Source organism: Streptomyces sp. NPDC029292 (genome assembly GCF_055569295.1).
The window spans coordinates 33,528-50,504 of record NZ_JBVHXR010000039.1; the positions used below are offsets into that span (position 1 = coordinate 33,528).

The following is a 16,977-nucleotide window of genomic DNA, read 5'->3' on the forward strand; positions in this document are numbered from 1 at the left end:
GACGCGGGCCTACGACGTGACGAGGTCGCCCGTGTCCACCGGTGACGTGGCGTTCGCCGCTTGCCGGGCATCGCCGGTGACCTCGTCCGCCGTCAGGACGTAACCCGTCTCGTTGTCCGAGGTCGAGCGGGCGAAGACGACGCCGTACACCTTGCCGTCGGTGGTGAGCAGGGGGCCGCCCGAGTTGCCGGGGCGGACGGTGGAGCGGATCGAGTAGATCTCGCGGATGACGGTGTCCGTGTTGTAGATGTTCTGGCCCTTGGCGTTGATGCGGCTCGCGACCGTGGCCGCCTGGAGGTCGAGGCCGCCGTCCTGCGGGTAGCCCGCCACGACCGCCGAGTCGCCGCGCGAGGCGGTGTCGTCGAAGCTGAGGACGGGCGCCCGCAGACCCGGGACGTACAGGACCGCGACGTCCTTCTGTGAGTCGAAGAGCACCACCCTGGCTTCGTACGCGCGTCCGACCCCGCCCACCCGTACGGTCGGCCGGTCGATGCCCGCCACCACGTGCGCGTTGGTCATCACATGCTCCGACGTGTATACGAAGCCGCTGCCCTCGCGGCCTTCGTTGCCCGAGACGCCCTCCACCTTCACGGTGCTCAGCTTGGCGGCGTTCGTCGCGGTCGCCGTGACGCTGTCCCCGGAGGGCTTCGCGACGCCCGCCGTCGGCTCGTTCTCGAACGGGTTGAAGACCTGCGGGAAGCCCGCCTCCGTGAGCGCGGAGGTCGCGCGCGAGAACCACGTGGGGGTGGTCTCCGGCATCGCGTTCTGTACGGCGCCCAGCAGCGCCGAATTCCGTATCGACTGCGTCACCACGGCGGACGAGGACGCGCCCAGGACGCTCGCGGCCACCCAGGTCACCAGCAGCACGGCCACCGTGTTCGCCACGGCGCCGCCGATCCCGTCGGCCACCCGCAGCGGTCCCCGGTCCAGCTCGCGGCGCAGCTTCAGCGCCAGCCGTCCGGCCAGCTCGTGGCCCACCACCGCGGGCACCAGCACCGTCAGCACGGCCGTCACCGTCGCCGCCGATGTGCCCGCCGTCACCAGGTCCATCATCCAGGGCAGCACCCATACGCCGATGACGGCGCCGCCCACGAAACCGGCCAGCGAGACACAGCCCGCGACCAGGCCGCGACGGTAGCCGGACGCCGCGTAGACCAGGATCACCAGCAACAGCAGGAGGTCGAGCACGTCCACGGAGCCGCCTTTCTCTCGGGCCCCTTAGTACGCGTGGGGCGGGCCCAGTGATCAGACACGCGCGCGTGACGCCACGAAGACGCCACACGTGCGTGGACCTGTAAAAACGTCCCGCACCAGGGCAATGGTTCCACCGGGTGGCACAGCACACATCGCGGATGAAGTGGATCAGGGTCAGGGTGAGTGCATGCGTGTCTCCCGGAAGACGCGGGGGGCACGAAGACGGAGTGGGGAGCGAGTGCGGCGTGCGGTGAGTCGGGGACGTTGGGGTCGTTGGGGTCGTCGGGCGCCTGGGGCTGTGCGTCGGCCGCGGGGCCTACGGCTGGCGTGGGTGGCGTGGGTGGCGTGGGTGGCGTGGGCGGCGCGGATGGCGCGGGTGCCGCGTGGCGTGCGGCTTCCTCGGCCGGCCCTCGTGCTGCTCGGGTGCGTGCCCGGTCTCGTCGCCGGCGTCGCGCTGGTGATGTGCGCGGTCGGGGTGGGCCGTACGGGGGCCTATGCCGACCAGCCGCCGGTCGCGGCCCGGCCCGCCGTGGCGCACCCCGCGGCCCGGCCGCCCATCGTGCCGCGGTCGCGCTGGCTGGACGCCCAGAGCGCGCACGTTCAGCCGCCGCCCCGGTACGACGACCGGGTCGTGGCGATCTTCGTCCACCACACCGACTCGCCGAACGGGTACGACTGCGCCGACGCCCCGCGCATCATCCGGTACCTGTACGCCGGCCAGACCGGCGCCAAGCGGTGGGACGACATCGGCTACAACTTCCTCGTCGACCGCTGCGGCACGATCTACGAGGGCCGTGCGGGGGGCGTCGACCGGCCCGTCACCGGGGCGCACGCGCAGGGCTTCAACCACCGCACCGCCGGGATCGCGGCCATCGGTACGTTCACGGCGGGGACGCCGGTGCCGCGGGCGATGACCGATGCGATCGCCAGGCTTGCCGCGTGGAAGCTCGGGCTGTCCGGCATCGATCCGCGTGCCACGGTGCGGCTCGTGTCCAGCAACAGCCTCAGCCGGTACGCCGCCGGGACCTCCGCCGCGCTGCCCACCCTGGCCGGGCACAACGACGGCTTCATGACCAGCTGCCCGGGGGCGGCGCTGTCGGGCCGGCTTCCTGAGATCCGGAGGCTGGCGGCGCGGTTGCAGGGGCGGTGACCTCTGGGGGGATGAGGCGGAGGGGGGCGAAAACCACTACCCCCGCACCCGCCGCCACGCCATCTCCGCCAGCACCGCCGCCCCCGCCGGCAGCGCCGCGTCGTCGAACACCGCGTACGGGGAGTGGTTGAAGGGCGCGGTCGCGGGGTCCGTGTCCGCCGGGCGGGCGGAGAGGCCGAGCTGGACGCCGGGGGCGGCCGCGGTGACGCGGGAGAAGTCCTCGGAGGCCATGATGGGGTGCTCGGCGGTGAACCAACTCGCCTCACCGTAGAGGTCGTGGACGACCTCGCGGCCGAGATCCACCGCTTCCTCCGCCGCGATCATCGCCGGATAGATCTCCTCCGCGGACACATCGGCCGTCATGCCCCAGCCGTCCGCGATGCCCTCGACGAGCCGCACCGCGCGGGGCAGGAATCCGGTCATCGCTTCGGGGGAGGTGGAGCGGACCGTCGCCTCGAACTCGGCGGTCCCCGGGATGATGTTGAGCTTCGTACCGGCCTGGAACACGCCGACGGTCAGCACCACCGGGTCGAACACCGACGTGGTGCGGGTGACCAGGTTCTGGAGCGCGAGGACCATCTCGGCGGCCACCGGCACCGGGTCGGCCGCCGTGTACGGGGTCGAGCCATGGCCGCCCTTGCCGCGCACGGTCACCTTCAGCTCGGCATTGCCCGCCGTCTGCGTACCCACCCGGCCGTGGAAGGTGCCGCACTCACCGCCGTTGGAGGAGACGTGCACCGAGTACGCGCCCACGAGCGGCGAGCCTGCCGCCTCCAGCAGCCCCTCCTCGATCATCAGGCCCGCCCCGTCGTACCCCTCCTCACCCGGCTGGAACATGAAGACCACCGTGCCGGACAGTTCCTCCCGCCGGGCGCTGAGCAGCCGCGCCGCGCCGACCAGGATCGCCACGTGCTGGTCGTGGCCGCAGGCGTGCATCACGCCGTCGATCCGCGACTTGTACGGGACGTCGGCGAGTTCCTGGAGCGGCAGCGCGTCCATGTCGCCGCGCAGCAGTACCGCCGGGCCGGGGCGGCCACCGCGCAGCACGGCGGTGACGGAGGACAGGCCCTTGCCGGTGGTGATCTCCAGTGGCAGACCCGCGAGCGCGTCGAGCACCTTCGCCTGGGTGAGAGGGAGTGCGAGCCCGGTCTCCGGATCGCGGTGCAACGCGTGCCGCAGGGCGGCCAGTTCGGGGGCGATCGCCTCGGCGGCGGTGCGGAAGGAGTGGGTGGTCATGGGGGTACGGCTCCTCAACCTCGGGTGTCGCTAGGCGAGTTCATGGGGCGTGCGGCGGCGCGCGAACAGGATCAGGGCGGCGGCCAGCAGACCCGACAGCGCGCAGGTCAGCCAGACGATCCGGTACGCGTCCACGGACGGCAGCGGCGAGTTCGCGAGCAGGACGTTGCTGAGCGCGACCGCGAACAGCCCGCCCGCGATCCCGCCCGCGAGCGTGCGTACGGTGTTGTAGATGCCCGCCGCGATGCCGGTCTGACCTGCCGGGGCGCGCTCGGCGACCAGCGAGGGGAAGCCGCCGGACATGAGACCGACGCCGAGGCCGACGAACGAGACGGTGACCGCGAAGGACGTACGGCTGTCGTGCAGGACGCACAGCAGGCCGTACCCGGTGGCGAGCAGCGCCGCGCCCGACGCGATGGTGCGGTGCAGCCCGACGCGCGCGGCCAGCCGCGAGTGCAGTGAGGCGCCGATCACCGAAAGCACCTGACTGGGCAGGGTGGTGAGCGCGATGGCCATCGTGTCCAGCCCGAAGCCGTAGCCCGCCGCCCCCGAATCCGTCGCCAGGAACGTCGAGTTGGGGGACTGCGAGCCGAACAGTGCGATCGCGAACAGCATCGCGGCCGCCTGCACCGGCCACATCGAACGGTGCCCGATGACCCGCAGGTCGACGGCTGGCTCGGGGGTCCGCAGCTCCCACCAGGCCCATCCCGCGAGGACGGCGAGCCCGCCCAGCAGACAGGTGAGGACCGTCGACGAGTCCCAGCCGAGCTTCGACGTCTGCGACAGCCCGTACTGGAGCAGCAGCAGCGCCACCGCGAGGCCGACGAACCCGCCCGCGTCGATCCGCTGCCGCATCCGCGTGCCCGTCTCCGGGACCAGGAAGAACGCGCACACCAGCGACAGCGCGGCGAGCACGACCAGCACGCACAGCGCCGGACGCACGCCGCCGAGCAGATCCTCCGCGAAACCGGACATCAGCGAGCCGAGCGTCACCCCGCCGGTCAGACAGCCGACCAGCAGCCCGATGGCCCGCCGCCCCTGCTCGCCCTGCGCGCGGTCCCGGGTGATGGCGATGTTCAGCGGCAGCCACGCGGACTGCGGGCCGCTCAACACCCGCCCGAGCAGCAGGAGTTCGTACGACGGCGCGAACGCGACGAGCGCGGCGCCGAGCACCGTGAGGGCCAGCGCGATGCGCAGCATCAGCCGGTGCCCGTACATGTCGCCGAGCTTGGTGAGCACCGGCACGCACACGGCGGCGGCGAGCAGCTGGAGGCTGGTGACCAGCCCGATGTCCCCCGCGCCGACATGGTGCAGCGCGGCGATCGACGGCAGCAGCGGCGGCAGGAAGCCCTGGAAGATACCGCTGGTCAGCTCGACGAAGGCGAGGAAGCCGACGACCGCGCCGATCCGGACGGGGGCCGAGGCCGCGTCCGTTCTCGGTGGGGCGGCGGGCGACGGGGAGACGCTCATACGGGCTCCTGGGCTGAGGGAGTGCGGAGGGTCGGGCGGTCACCGGTGGGGGCGGGATTGCGGAACACCGTGTGACACCGCGCTCAACCCGCCCGGAATCTGGCCGAAATCCGTCAGCTGTTACGTTCATGGCGATGGAATCCGTCACTGTCTCCGAACTGGATCTGCAGCTGCTGCACGCGCTCCAGATCAGCCCCCGCGCGCCCTGGAGCGTGATCGGCCAGGTCCTCGGCATCAGCCCGTCGACCGCCGCCCGGCACTGGGAGCGGCTCAGCGGCGAGGGCCTGGCCTGGGTCACGGCGTACCGCCCGGACCTCGCGGGACAGCATGGCGACCCGGTGAACGGGCTGGTCACGGCCGCCTGCACGCCGAGCATGCTGACCGAGACGGCCGAACGCCTCGCCACCCACCCCGAAGTGCTCTCGGTGGAGATCGTCTCCGGCGACGGCGACCTGTTCGTCACGATCGGCGCGGCCGACCGGCACGCCTTCGCGGACTACATGCTGGGCTCGTTCACCCGGCTCGACGGGCTGCTGACCTCCAGCACCTGCTGGGTGACCCGGCTGCACCGGGAGGGCAGCAAATGGCGGCTGCGGACGCTCGGCCCCGACCAGGTGCGGCGGCTTGGCGCGCTCACCGCCCCGCGCACCGCGAGCGCGCTCGCACAGCCGCCGAGCACGCTCCTGGACGAGGCCGACGAGCGCATCGTCGCGGCGATGGCCGGGGACGGCCGCGCCTCGTACGCCGCGCTCGCCGAGACCGCCGGGATCAGCGAGCCGACCGTACGCCGCCGCCTCGGCCGACTCCTCGACTCCCGCCGTATCGCCGTCCGCTGCGACCTGGCCTGGGAGGTGGTGGGCTGGCCGGTCCCCACGACCGTCGCGCTCCGCATGCCCGCCGACCAGCTCGACGAGGTCGCCCGCTCGCTGACCGTCCTGCCCGACGTCCGCCTCGCCGCGGCCTGCGTGGGCGAGGCCGACCTCATCGTCACCATGTGGCTGCCCGCCCTGGCCGACGGCCACCGTTTCGCCGCGATGCTCACCGACCGCTATCCCCGGGTGCGGGTGGTGCGCTGGCTCACCGGGCTGCGTACGGTCAAGAGGATGGGGCAGTTGCTGGACGACCGGGGGCGGGCGCGGACGGCGACGCGGGTCAGTCAGGAGCACCTGGCGGTACGTCGTCCCTGATGTTCGCCAGACCCAGGAACTGGTCGCCCGACGGGTCCACGTCCACATCGAGGCCGTTCATCAGGCCCGCCGGCAGCACGTAATACCCGGCGACCATGATGATCTCGACCGTCTCCCGGGCCGTGAAGTGCCCGCGCAGGGCGTCGAGTTCGGACGGGTCGAGGGTTCGGTCGACGCGGACGATGGCGGGTCCGGTCAGGTCTGGGGCATGGGACATCATCCGGAAGGCGTCCAGCGGGACCGGGAGCCGGGCCAGGGCGTCCGCGGGCCGGTCGGGATACGGCCTACGGGCCACGGGGACCTCACAGGGGCGGGCTCCCGACGATATCCGCCGACACAGCGAAGGAAGCACGGCACCAGGCAGCGCCGCCAAAGGAGTTGGAGCGCGCGGCGACCGCGTGACTCTCAGCGTCGACGGCAGCCACAGTCACGCCGCAGCTGGTTCACAGACTCCCCAGAGCCACGGGTCCTACGGTCTTCGCAGAAGCCGACTGGAGGTGGGGATCATGAGCAGCAGTCGTACACACACCACGGAGAAGACGCCCGGCTGGGCCACGGCGGCGCGCAGCCCGTGGACGGTCGTCTGTGCGGTGGCGACGGTCATCCTGGGCCCGGCGGCGGTCACGGCGTCCGCGCTCGACCAGGCCAACGCGGCGCCGCTGTACCACGCGGTCAAGGCCGACCAGACGCAGGCGTACATCCCGGCGGACATCAGCCGCAGGCGAGCGTCGGCCTGAGCCGGGGCGGAACAAAGGACGGTCAGTCCCGGAACCGCTCCCACAGCTTGGGATAGCGCTCCGCGAGAGCCGACTCGTTCTCGAAGTCGGCCGGTGTGCCCGGGGGCTCGGGCGGCGCGGGCGGGACGCCCAGGTCGGGGGCGACGACGCCGGTGAGCTGCTCGTACGCCTCGTCCGCCGCGTAGCCCAGCTCCTCGCCGTCGCCGTCGACCTCCTCGTCGAAGTCGTCCAGGAGGTCGGCGAGCGAGTCGGGATCGTGCACCGCGCCCTCGAAGACCTCCCGGCCCTGGCCGATCAGCCAGCACCGGAAGAAGTCGAAGGCGTCGTCGCTGGCCCCGTCGAGCAGCACCCAGGCCGCGCCCCACAGGTCCCAGTGGTACGCGCGGTTGTACCGGGACTCGAAGTGCCGGGCGAAGTCCAGGACAGCGTCCGGGTCCAATTGGATGAGCCGCTCGACGAGCAGGTCGGCCTGCTCCTCGGGGTCGCCCTCGGCGGCATCGCGCGTCGCGTCCACCAGCTCCCAGAACTCCGTCTCGTCCATCACTGGTCCAGCATCGGCCCTGGGCGGAAGGGACGCACGTGGAGTGGCGCAGATTGTTATGCGTGCACATGCCGAAGGTAAAACCGCCAGATACCCGCGGGTTTCAGCGGTAGAGGGACGCGATCCGCACGGCGTCCAGGGCGAACCGCTCCCGCAGGGCCGCCGGCTCGAGTACCTCGGCCTCCGGCCCCAACGCCGTCAGCTGGGTGTGGGCGACCTCGTCCGACTCGACCGGCAGCGTGACCGTGACCCAACCCCGCTCGTCGGGCGGGCCGCAGGCCGACAGCGCCTCCCGCGCGGACGCGGGATCAACGGCGTACGGCAGTCTCCGGATGCCCTCCTGGGACAGCCGGACCACGACCTCCGCCCGCAGGATGGACCGCGCGAACTGCTCCGCCCGCTCATCCCAGAACGCGGGAAGGTCGAACTCCTCGTCCCGCCCGAAGCGCTCCTCGTCCGCTTCCACCGCCGTGAAGCGGTCGATGCGGTACACCCGGAAGGAACCCGGCTCCGGCACTCGCGCGCACAAATACCAGACCCCCGCCTTCAACACGAGCCCGTACGGCTCGAGCGTCCGCTCCGCCTCGGTCTCCCCGCGCCGGTAGCGCGCGGTGATCCGGCGGTCGTCCCACACCGCGTCCGCGACGGCGGGCAGCAGCTCGGGCGTCTCGGGCTCGCTGAACCAGGCGGGCGCGTCCAGATGGAAGCGCTGCGCCGCCGTACGCGAAGCGTCCCGCAGGGAGGGGAGGAGAGCGGCGGACACCTTCAGGCGGGCGGCCGAGGCCGCGTCCTCCAGACCCATCTCGCGCAGCGCCCCCGGCAGCCCGCTCAGGAACAGCGCTTCCGCCTCACTCCGCGCCAGCCCGGTCAGCCGCGTCCGATAACCCCCGATCAGCCGGTACCCACCGGCCCGCCCCCGGTCCGCGTACACCGGAACGCCCGCCTCCGACAGCGCCTGTGCATCCCGCGTGACCGTCCGCTCGGACACCTCCAGCTCTCGCGCCAGCTCGGCGGCGGTCATCGACGGCCGGGACTGGAGCAGCAGCACCATCTTGATCAGGCGGGCAGCGCGCATACGTTCATGATGCCGGGCCGCACTGACAGCGAAGGGGCGCGGCAGATACGCCGAAGAGGCGCGGCAGGAACGTACGAACGCCGAAGAGGCGCGGCAGGAACGTACGAACGCCGAAGAGGCGCCGCAGCCGAAGCCACCGCGCCCCTTCGTCAAGCACAGGCCTTACAGGCCGTAGCGCTCCCGCGCTTCCTTCACCGCGGACGCCTTGACCTCACCACGGCGGGCGAGCTGCGCCAGCGCCGCGACGACGATCGACTGGGCGTCGACGCCGAAGTGGCGGCGGGCCGCCTCACGGGTGTCGGACAGACCGAAGCCGTCGGCACCGAGCGAGGAGTAGTCCTGCTCGACCCACTGCGCGATCTGGTCCGGGACCTGACGCATGTAGTCGGAGACCGCGAGGACCGGGCCCTCGGCGCCGTGCAGCGCCTGGCGGACGAACGGCACGCGCTCCTCGCCGCGCAGCAGCGCCGCGTCGGCCTCGAGCGCGTCGCGCCGCAGCTCGGTCCAGGAGGTCGCGGACCACACGTCGGCGGCCACACCCCACTCCTCGGCGAGCAGCTTCTGCGCCTGAAGGGTCCAGTGGATGGCCGTACCGGAGCCGATCAGCTGGATGCGGGCGGCGTTGGCGGCCGGGGACAGCCCCGCCGACTCCGCCGTGTTGAAGCGGTACAGGCCCTTGACGATGCCCTCGTCGATACCGAGACCGGCCGGCTTGGCGGGCTGCGGCATCGGCTCGTTGTAGACCGTCAGGTAGTAGAAGACGTTCGGGTCCTCGCCCGGGGCCGCCTCGCCGTACATGCGGCGCAGGCCGTCCTTGACGATCGTCGCGATCTCGTACGCGAACGCCGGGTCGTACGACAGCGCCGCCGGGTTGGTCGCGGCGATGACCGGGGAGTGGCCGTCCGCGTGCTGCAGACCCTCGCCCGTCAGCGTCGTACGGCCGGCCGTGGCGCCGACCAGGAAGCCGCGGCCGAGCTGGTCGCCGAGCTGCCACATCTGGTCGGCCGTGCGCTGCCAGCCGAACATCGAGTAGAAGATGTAGAAGGGGATCATCGCTTCGCCGTGCGTGGCGTACGCGGTGGACGCGGCGATGAAGTCCGCCATGGAACCGGCCTCGGTGATCCCCTCGTTGAGGATCTGGCCGTCCTTGGCCTCCTTGTAGTACATCAGCTGGTCGCGGTCGACCGGCTCGTACGTCTGGCCCTTGGGCGAGTAGATGCCCAGGGACGGGAAGAGGCTCTCCATGCCGAAGGTGCGCGCCTCGTCGGGGACGATCGGCACCCAGCGCTTGCCGGTCTGCTTGTCGCGGACGAGGTCCTTGACCAGGCGGACGAACGCCATCGTCGTCGCGATGTTCTGCGTGCCGGAGCCCTTGTCGAAGGACGCGAACGTCTTGTCGGCGGAGGCGGGCAGCGGCGCGAGGGCGTGCGTGCGGCGGGCCGGGGCGGGGCCGCCGAGGGCCGCGCGGCGCTCCTGGAGGTAACGGACCTCGGGGGCGTCGGCGCCGGGGTGGCCGTAAGGCACCACACCATCCACGAACTGGCTGTCGGAGATGGGCAGTTCGAGCAGGTCACGCATCTGCTTGAACTCGTCCGTCGACAGCTTCTTCATCTGGTGGTTGGCGTTCTTGGACGCGAAGCCCTCGCCGAGCGTGAAGCCCTTGACCGTCTGCGCCAGGATGACCGTCGGCGCACCCTTGTGCTCGACCGCGGCCTTGTACGCGGCGTACACCTTGCGCGCCTCGTGACCACCGCGGGAGAGGTGGAAGCACTCGAGGATCTTGTCGTCGCTCAGCAGCTTCGCCATCTCGACGAGCGCCGGGTCGGCGCCGAAGAAGTCCTGGCGGATGTAGGCGGCGTCGCGGGTCTGGTACGTCTGCACCTGCGCGTCGGGTACCTCGCGCAGGCGGCGTACGAGGGCGCCGGTGGTGTCGAGCTGGAACAGCTCGTCCCAGGCGTTGCCCCACAGCGACTTGATGACGTTCCAGCCGGCGCCGCGGAACTGGGCCTCCAGCTCCTGCACGATCTTGAAGTTCGCGCGGACCGGGCCGTCGAGGCGCTGCAGGTTGCAGTTGATGACGAAGGTCAGGTTGTCCAGACCCTCGCGGGAGGCGAGTGCGAGTGCCGCCGTCGACTCAGGCTCGTCCATCTCGCCGTCGCCGAGGAACGCCCAGACGTGGGACTGGGAGACGTCCTTGATGCCGCGGTTGGTCAGGTAGCGGTTGAAGCGCGCCTGGTAGATCGCGGAGAGCGGGCCGAGGCCCATCGACACCGTCGGGAACTCCCACAGCCAGGGGAGGCGGCGCGGGTGCGGGTACGACGGCAGACCGTTGCCGCCGGACTCCTGGCGGAAGTGGTCGAGGTGGTGCTCGTTCAACCGGCCGTCGAGGAAGGCGCGGGCGTAGATGCCGGGGGAGGCGTGGCCCTGGATGTAGAGCTGGTCGCCGGACCCGTCGGCCTCCTTGCCCTTGAAGAAGTGGTTGAAGCCGGTCTCGTAGAGCCAGGCTGCGGAGGCGAAGGTGGCGATGTGGCCGCCGACGCCGTATTTGCTGCCGCGGGTCACCATCGCGGCCGCGTTCCAGCGGTTCCACGCGGTGATCCGGCGCTCCATCTCCTCGTCGCCGTCCACGGTGGGCTCGGCGGAGGTGGGGATGGTGTTGACGTAGTCGGTCTCAAGCAGCTTGGGCAGCGCGAGACCGTTGCCCTCGGCGCGCTCCAGCGTGCGGCGCATCAAGTACGCGGCACGGTGCGGCCCGGCCGCCTGGGTGACGGCGTCCAGGGAGGCCTGCCATTCGGCAGTCTCCTCGGGGTCGCGGTCCGGGAGCTGGTCGAGCTCGCTCGGCTGGATTGCGGTGGGGTCGGTCATTGCGCCGCCTTCCGGATGCGGAGGGGGGTTCCCTCGTCGGCAAGGGGTTTTCGGGGTGCCCTTTGTCTTTGGCAGGACAGGGCGGCGGGCTCTGGTGGAAGCCCGCCGACGACTGTAACTCCCTGATCGATGATCGATCAAAGGGGTGACGCCGAAAACCTCTTCACATCGAGAAAGTCGGCACGGGGTGCCTTCACGGCAGGCACCGGGTGCCTTGGATTCGAAGGGTTTTCCCAGGTGAGCGCGGGTGTGCTCCGCTGTGACCCGCGCTGTGTCCCCGCCGTGTGCCGCTGTGTCAAGGCCGCGGCGCGCAGCCCAGCACATGCGCCTTCACCAGGTCCGCGATCAGCGGATCCCGGCGGCGGAAGGCGTCCACGAGCGCCTCGTGCTCCTCGGCGTACGACTGCTGCACGGTGCCCAGCCACCGGATCGACAGGGCCGTGAACACCTCGATGCCCAGGCCTTCCCAGGTGTGCAGGAGCACGGAGTTGTTCGCGGCGCGCACGAGTTCGCGGTGGAAGCCGACGGTGTGCCGGACCTGGCCGGTCCCGTCCGCCAGCCGGTCGGCCTCGTACAGCGCCGCGACGTGCGGCTCCAGGGCCGAGCAGTCCTGGGCGAGCCGCTCGGCCGCCAACTCGGCGGCGATGGCCTCGAGACCCGCTCGTACGGGGTAGCTCTCCTCCAGGTCGGCGGCCGTCAGATTCCTCACCCGGACGCCCTTGTTGGGCGCCGACTCGATCAGCCGCAGCGACTCCAGCTCACGCAGCGCCTCCCGCACCGGGGTCTGGCTGACCTCCAGCTCGGTCGCGATCCGCCGCTCCACGATCCGCTCGCCCGGCTTCCAGCGCCCGCTGACGATCCCCTCCACGATGTGCTCGCGGATCTGTTCGCGCAGCGAGTGGACGACGGGCGCGGTCATGAAGGCTCCTTTGGGAGGGGTACGGGACCCCGAGGGCGTTTGACGTTTAGACAATAAGGCCGCATCCCGGTCGGTGAGAGGCGCACGGGGGCGCTTTCATGCAGGTGAGACGAGACTTACACGCTGTCAGAGTGGCTGCGACTGTAAAGACCCGTACCGGCTGGTGCCCGGAGGCGTCACGGCCGTGTCACCCCATGAACTGGCGAGGCCTGCACGGCGTGGGGGTCGGCACAGGGGTTCCCGCGAGGGGCACCCCCGTGAACGCCAGGGGGACGGCATGAGCGGATGGGGACGGAAGCGGGGGCTGCGCTGGGCGATGGCGGCAGTGGCGGCCGGCACGGTGCTCGGCATCACCGGCTGCCGGCCGATGGACACGGGGGCGGCGGCGCAGCCGAGCGACGGTACGCAGACCGCCTCACCTGCCGTGGGCTCGGCCGGTCAGCCCGTCGGCCCCGGCGGCGCCTGCGTCTTCGTCAAGCCGGACGGCGCCCAGAAGTTCGGCCACACCGGCTGGGGCTTCCGCGTCACGGGCACCGACCGCTGGGAGTACGGCGCGGTGGAGAACCCGAGCAACGCGCTCTACACCCCGCCCGGCGGCGACATCGGCGCCTGGCACGCGCAGGGCTCGTACGCCCAGATGCTCAGCGACATGTCACGCGACGCCTTCTACCCGGGGAAGTCGACCCATCCGTACAGCCGCTACCGCTGCACCTCCTCCTCCACCAGCGATGTCGCCGCGGCCCGCGCGATGGTCGCTACGGTCGCGCATCGCGGCTTCCTCGTCGGCATCGACCCGAAGACCGGGGATCTGGGCTCGCGCGACTGCCTGGACGCCACGTACGACGTTCTCAAGGCCTACCGGACGCGGCACCTGACCCCCGCCTACCAGACGGAGATCCCGAACGTGTGGGTGGAGACGCTGGTGCTGTGGACGGACAGGACGCTGAAGCCGCGCTAGAAACGCGCGACCCCCGCCCGGAGTTCCGGACGGGGGCAGCGTGCCAGCGAAGCAGGCAGGACTACAGGCCGAGCTCGACCTCGAACTCGCCCGCCTCCAGGATCGCCTTGACCGCGGTCAGGTAACGGGCCGCGTCGGCGCCGTCCACCAGACGGTGGTCGTAGGAGAGCGTCAGGTACGTCATGTCGCGGACGCCGATGACGGTGCCCTCTTCCGTCTCGATGACGGCCGGACGCTTGACCGTGGCGCCGATGCCCAGGATCGCGACCTGGTTCGGCGGCACGATGATCGTGTCGAAGAGCGCGCCGCGCGAGCCGGTGTTGGAGATGGTGAAGGTCGCGCCGGACAGTTCGTCCGGGGTGATCTTGTTCGCCCGGACCTTGCCCGCCAGGTCGGCGGTGGCCTTGGAGATACCGGCGATGTTCAGGTCGCCCGCGTGCTTGATGACCGGGGTCATCAGGCCCTTCTCGGAGTCCACCGCGATACCGATGTTCTCGGTGTCGAAGTAGGTGATCGTGCCCTCTTCGACGTTGATCCGGGCGTTGATGGCCGGGTGGGCCTTCAGCGCCTGGGCCGCCGCCTTCACGAAGAACGGCATCGGGGAGAGCTTGACGCCCTCGCGGGCCGCGAAGGAGTTCTTCGCCTGCGCGCGGAGCTTCATCAGGCGGGTGATGTCGACCTCGACGACCGAGGACAGCTGGGCCTGCTCGTGCAGGGCCTTCACCATGTTGTCGCCGATGACCTTGCGGATGCGGGTCATCTTGACGGTCTGGCCGCGGAGCGGGGACACCTCGAGGGCCGGGGCCTTCTTGGCGGCGTGGCCTCCGGCAGTCACAGCGGCAGCGGCCGGAGCCGGAGCGGCGGCGGCGGCCTTCGCGGCCTCGGCGGCGGCGATGACGTCCTGCTTGCGGATACGACCGCCGACGCCGGTGCCCCTGACGGCGGCCAGGTCGACGCCGTTCTCGGCGGCGAGCTTGCGCACCAGCGGGGTCACGTAGGCGCCGTCGTCACCGGTGGTCGCGGCGGGAGCCGGGGCCGGGGTGACGGGGGCGGGCGCGGCGACCGGCGCGGGAGCCGGAGCGGCGGGCGCGACCGGGGCCGGGGCGGCCGGAGCGACCGGGGCCGGGGCGGCGGCGACCGGCGCGGGGGCCGGAGCCGCGGGGGCCGGGGCGGCCGGAGCGGGCGCCGGAGCGGCGGCGGGGGCAGCCGGAGCGGCAGGCGCGGCGGCGGCCGGAGCCGCGCCGGGCGCACCGATGACGGCCAGCTTCGCGCCGACCTCGGCGGTCTCGTCCTCGCCGACCACGATCTCCAGCAGGACGCCGGAGACCGGCGCCGGGATCTCGGTGTCGACCTTGTCCGTGGAGACCTCGAGCAGCGGCTCGTCCTCCGTGACCTCCTCGCCGACCTCCTTCAGCCAGCGGGTGACGGTGCCCTCGGTGACCGACTCGCCCAGCGCGGGCAGCACGACGTCGGTACCGGTGGCGCCACCTGCCGGGGCGGCGGGAGCGGCGGCGGGGGCCGGGGCGGCCGGAGCCGCGGGGGCCTCGGCGACCGGGGCGGGAGCGGCCGCGGGGGCGGGCTCGGCGGCCGGAGCCGGGGCGGCGGCGGGCGCGCCCGTGCCGTCGTCGATGACGGCGAGCTCGGCGCCGACCTCGACCGTCTCGTCCTCGGCGACCTTGATGGAGGCGAGCACACCGGCGACGGGAGAGGGGATCTCGGTGTCGACCTTGTCGGTCGACACCTCCAGCAGCGGCTCGTCGGCCTCGACGCGCTCGCCCTCGGCCTTCAGCCAGCGGGTGACAGTGCCCTCGGTGACGCTCTCGCCGAGCGCCGGAAGGGTTACGGAAACCGGCATGGTTTCTGTTGCTCCTTACGAATGTGCGGAAGTCTGTGGTCGTCGTCGCGCCCAACTGCGACGCGGTGACTGGGTTCGGCCCGTGGCTGAAAAGTCAGCCGGTCGGCCGGTCAGTCGTGCGAGTGCAGCGGCTTGCCCGCGAGGGCCAGGTGGGCCTCGCCGAGCGCCTCGCTCTGCGTCGGGTGGGCGTGGATGAGCTGGGCGACCTCTGCGGGCAGCGCCTCCCAGTTGTAGATCAGCTGGGCTTCGCCGACCTGCTCGCCCATACGGTCGCCGACCATGTGGACGCCGACCACGGCACCGTCCTTCACCTGGACGAGCTTGATCTCGCCCGAGGTGTTGAGGATCTTGCTCTTGCCGTTGCCCGCGAGGTTGTACTTCAGAGCGACGACCTTGTCCGCGCCGTAGATCTCCTTGGCCTTGGCCTCGGTGATACCCACGGAGGCGACCTCGGGGTGGCAGTACGTCACCCGGGGCACGCCGTCGTAGTCGATCGGAACGGTCTTCAGACCGGCCAGACGCTCCGCCACCAGGATGCCTTCGGCGAAGCCGACGTGCGCGAGCTGGAGCGTCGGGACCAGGTCACCGACGGCGGAGATGGTCGGGACGTTCGTCCGCATGTACTCGTCGGCCAGGACGTAGCCGCGGTCCATCGCGACGCCCTGCTCCTCGTAGCCGAGACCGGCCGAGACCGGGCCGCGGCCGACGGCGACGAGCAGCACCTCGGCCTCGAACTCCTTGCCGTCGGCAAGGGTGACCTTGACACCGTTCGCGGTGTACTCGGCCTTCGAGAAGAAGGTGCCCAGGTTGAACTTGATGCCGCGCTTGCGGAACGCGCGCTCAAGAAGCTTGGAGGAGTTCTCGTCCTCGACCGGGACGAGGTGCTTGAGGCCCTCGATCACCGTCACGTCGGTGCCGAAGGACTTCCACGCCGAGGCGAACTCGACGCCGATGACGCCGCCGCCCAGCACGATCGCGGACTGCGGGACGCGGTCCAGGACCAGCGCGTGGTCCGAGGAGATGATGCGGTTGCCGTCGATCTCCAGGCCCGGCAGCGACTTCGGCACGGAGCCGGTCGCGAGGAGCACGTGGCGGCCCTGGATGCGCTGGCCGTTGACGTCGACGGAGGTGGGGGAGGACAGACGGCCCTCACCCTCGATGTACGTCACCTTGCGGGACGCGATGAGACCCTGCAGACCCTTGTACAGGCCCGAGATGACGCCGTCCTTGTACTTGTGGACGGCCGGTACGTCGATGCCCTCGAAGGTGGTCTTGACACCGAACTGCTCGCTCTCGCGGGCCTGGTCGGCGATCTCGCCCGCGTGCAGCAGAGCCTTGGTGGGGATGCACCCGCGGTGCAGGCAGGTACCGCCGACCTTGTCCTTCTCGATCAGGGCGACGTCCAGGCCCAGCTGCGCTCCGCGCAGCGCCGCGGCGTAACCGCCGCTACCGCCGCCGAGGATCACTAGGTCGAAAACGGTGCTGGCGTCGTTCGCCACGTCACGTCCTCCATGCATGTGCGCCGTACGCCGGTCGTCAGTGACCGGTCGGCGGCTGGTGTCCGGCCGCTCTTTCTCGGCCCTGTGGTGGGGCCCTGTCCTGCCGAGAACCCATCTTCGCACTTGTCGGCGGCGTTCGAGACGCCGGGCCGGTGTGTGAGACGTCGCACTCTCCGCCGTGGCGAGTGAGCCGAAGGGGCGCGGGGGGGGGGGGGGGGGGGGGGGGGGGGGGGGGGGGGGGGGGGGGGGGGGGGGGGGGGGGGGGGGGGGGGGGGGGGGGGGGGGGGGGGG

14 protein-coding genes are annotated in these 16,977 nt (G+C 71.6%); 4 read left to right on the forward strand and 10 right to left on the reverse strand.

Translation table 11 applies throughout. The features are described from left to right. Positions 1-9: 9 nt before the first annotated feature. A complete protein-coding gene (locus ACZ4WS_RS45795; RefSeq protein WP_467989840.1) occupies positions 10-1,194 on the reverse strand; it encodes a MarP family serine protease in 1,185 nt (394 codons plus the stop codon). Between the two features lie 367 nt (positions 1,195-1,561). On the opposite strand from ACZ4WS_RS45795, the gene ACZ4WS_RS45800 reads away from it, so the two are divergent. Then, positions 1,562-2,344 carry a peptidoglycan recognition protein family protein gene (locus ACZ4WS_RS45800; protein ID WP_467989869.1) on the forward strand — a complete coding sequence of 261 codons (783 nt, stop codon included), beginning with the start codon at positions 1,562-1,564 and terminating at the stop codon, positions 2,342-2,344. A gap of 36 nt (positions 2,345-2,380) precedes the next feature. Here the strand turns inward: ACZ4WS_RS45800 and ACZ4WS_RS45805 are convergent, their stop codons facing one another. Then, complete coding sequence (locus ACZ4WS_RS45805) at positions 2,381-3,580, reverse strand: M20 metallopeptidase family protein (protein WP_467989842.1); 1,200 nt, start codon at positions 3,578-3,580, stop codon at positions 2,381-2,383. 30 nt (positions 3,581-3,610) lie between these two features. Then, on the reverse strand, positions 3,611-5,050 hold the full coding sequence (locus ACZ4WS_RS45810; RefSeq protein WP_467989843.1) for an MFS transporter: 1,440 nt from the start codon (positions 5,048-5,050) through the stop codon (positions 3,611-3,613). A gap of 134 nt (positions 5,051-5,184) precedes the next feature. On the opposite strand from ACZ4WS_RS45810, the gene ACZ4WS_RS45815 reads away from it, so the two are divergent. Next, positions 5,185-6,237, forward strand: a complete 1,053-nt coding sequence (locus ACZ4WS_RS45815) for an Lrp/AsnC family transcriptional regulator (protein ID WP_467989845.1) — start codon at positions 5,185-5,187, stop codon at positions 6,235-6,237. Here ACZ4WS_RS45815 and ACZ4WS_RS45820 read toward each other — a convergent pair. Next, on the reverse strand, positions 6,203-6,532 hold the full coding sequence (locus ACZ4WS_RS45820) for a carboxymuconolactone decarboxylase family protein (RefSeq protein ID WP_467989847.1): 330 nt from the start codon (positions 6,530-6,532) through the stop codon (positions 6,203-6,205). The genes ACZ4WS_RS45815 and ACZ4WS_RS45820 overlap by 35 nt on opposite strands. A gap of 211 nt (positions 6,533-6,743) precedes the next feature. On the opposite strand from ACZ4WS_RS45820, the gene ACZ4WS_RS45825 reads away from it, so the two are divergent. Continuing rightward, positions 6,744-6,974 carry a hypothetical protein gene (locus tag ACZ4WS_RS45825; RefSeq protein WP_467989849.1) on the forward strand — a complete coding sequence of 77 codons (231 nt, stop codon included), beginning with the start codon at positions 6,744-6,746 and terminating at the stop codon, positions 6,972-6,974. Between the two features lie 22 nt (positions 6,975-6,996). Here the strand turns inward: ACZ4WS_RS45825 and ACZ4WS_RS45830 are convergent, their stop codons facing one another. The 4 genes from ACZ4WS_RS45830 to ACZ4WS_RS45845 form a co-directional block, all read right to left on the reverse strand. Continuing rightward, positions 6,997-7,515, reverse strand: a complete 519-nt coding sequence (locus tag ACZ4WS_RS45830; RefSeq protein WP_467989871.1) for a DUF4240 domain-containing protein — start codon at positions 7,513-7,515, stop codon at positions 6,997-6,999. 103 nt (positions 7,516-7,618) lie between these two features. Beyond that, positions 7,619-8,590, reverse strand: a complete 972-nt coding sequence (locus ACZ4WS_RS45835) for a helix-turn-helix transcriptional regulator (protein ID WP_467989851.1) — start codon at positions 8,588-8,590, stop codon at positions 7,619-7,621. A gap of 162 nt (positions 8,591-8,752) precedes the next feature. Beyond that, positions 8,753-11,455, reverse strand: coding sequence for a pyruvate dehydrogenase (acetyl-transferring), homodimeric type (gene aceE / locus ACZ4WS_RS45840; protein WP_467989853.1), 2,703 nt, complete (start codon positions 11,453-11,455; stop codon positions 8,753-8,755). Between the two features lie 295 nt (positions 11,456-11,750). Continuing rightward, positions 11,751-12,374 carry a GntR family transcriptional regulator gene (locus tag ACZ4WS_RS45845; RefSeq protein ID WP_467989855.1) on the reverse strand — a complete coding sequence of 208 codons (624 nt, stop codon included), beginning with the start codon at positions 12,372-12,374 and terminating at the stop codon, positions 11,751-11,753. 277 nt (positions 12,375-12,651) lie between these two features. On the opposite strand from ACZ4WS_RS45845, the gene ACZ4WS_RS45850 reads away from it, so the two are divergent. Beyond that, positions 12,652-13,332, forward strand: a complete 681-nt coding sequence (locus ACZ4WS_RS45850; RefSeq protein WP_467989857.1) for a hypothetical protein — start codon at positions 12,652-12,654, stop codon at positions 13,330-13,332. A gap of 61 nt (positions 13,333-13,393) precedes the next feature. On the opposite strand, the gene sucB is transcribed toward ACZ4WS_RS45850, so the two are convergent. Then, on the reverse strand, positions 13,394-15,187 hold the full coding sequence (gene sucB / locus ACZ4WS_RS45855) for a 2-oxoglutarate dehydrogenase, E2 component, dihydrolipoamide succinyltransferase (RefSeq protein ID WP_467989859.1): 1,794 nt from the start codon (positions 15,185-15,187) through the stop codon (positions 13,394-13,396). Between the two features lie 110 nt (positions 15,188-15,297). Continuing rightward, on the reverse strand, positions 15,298-16,686 hold the full coding sequence (gene lpdA / locus ACZ4WS_RS45860) for a dihydrolipoyl dehydrogenase (protein ID WP_467989861.1): 1,389 nt from the start codon (positions 16,684-16,686) through the stop codon (positions 15,298-15,300). Between the last annotated feature and the right edge of the window lie 291 nt (positions 16,687-16,977).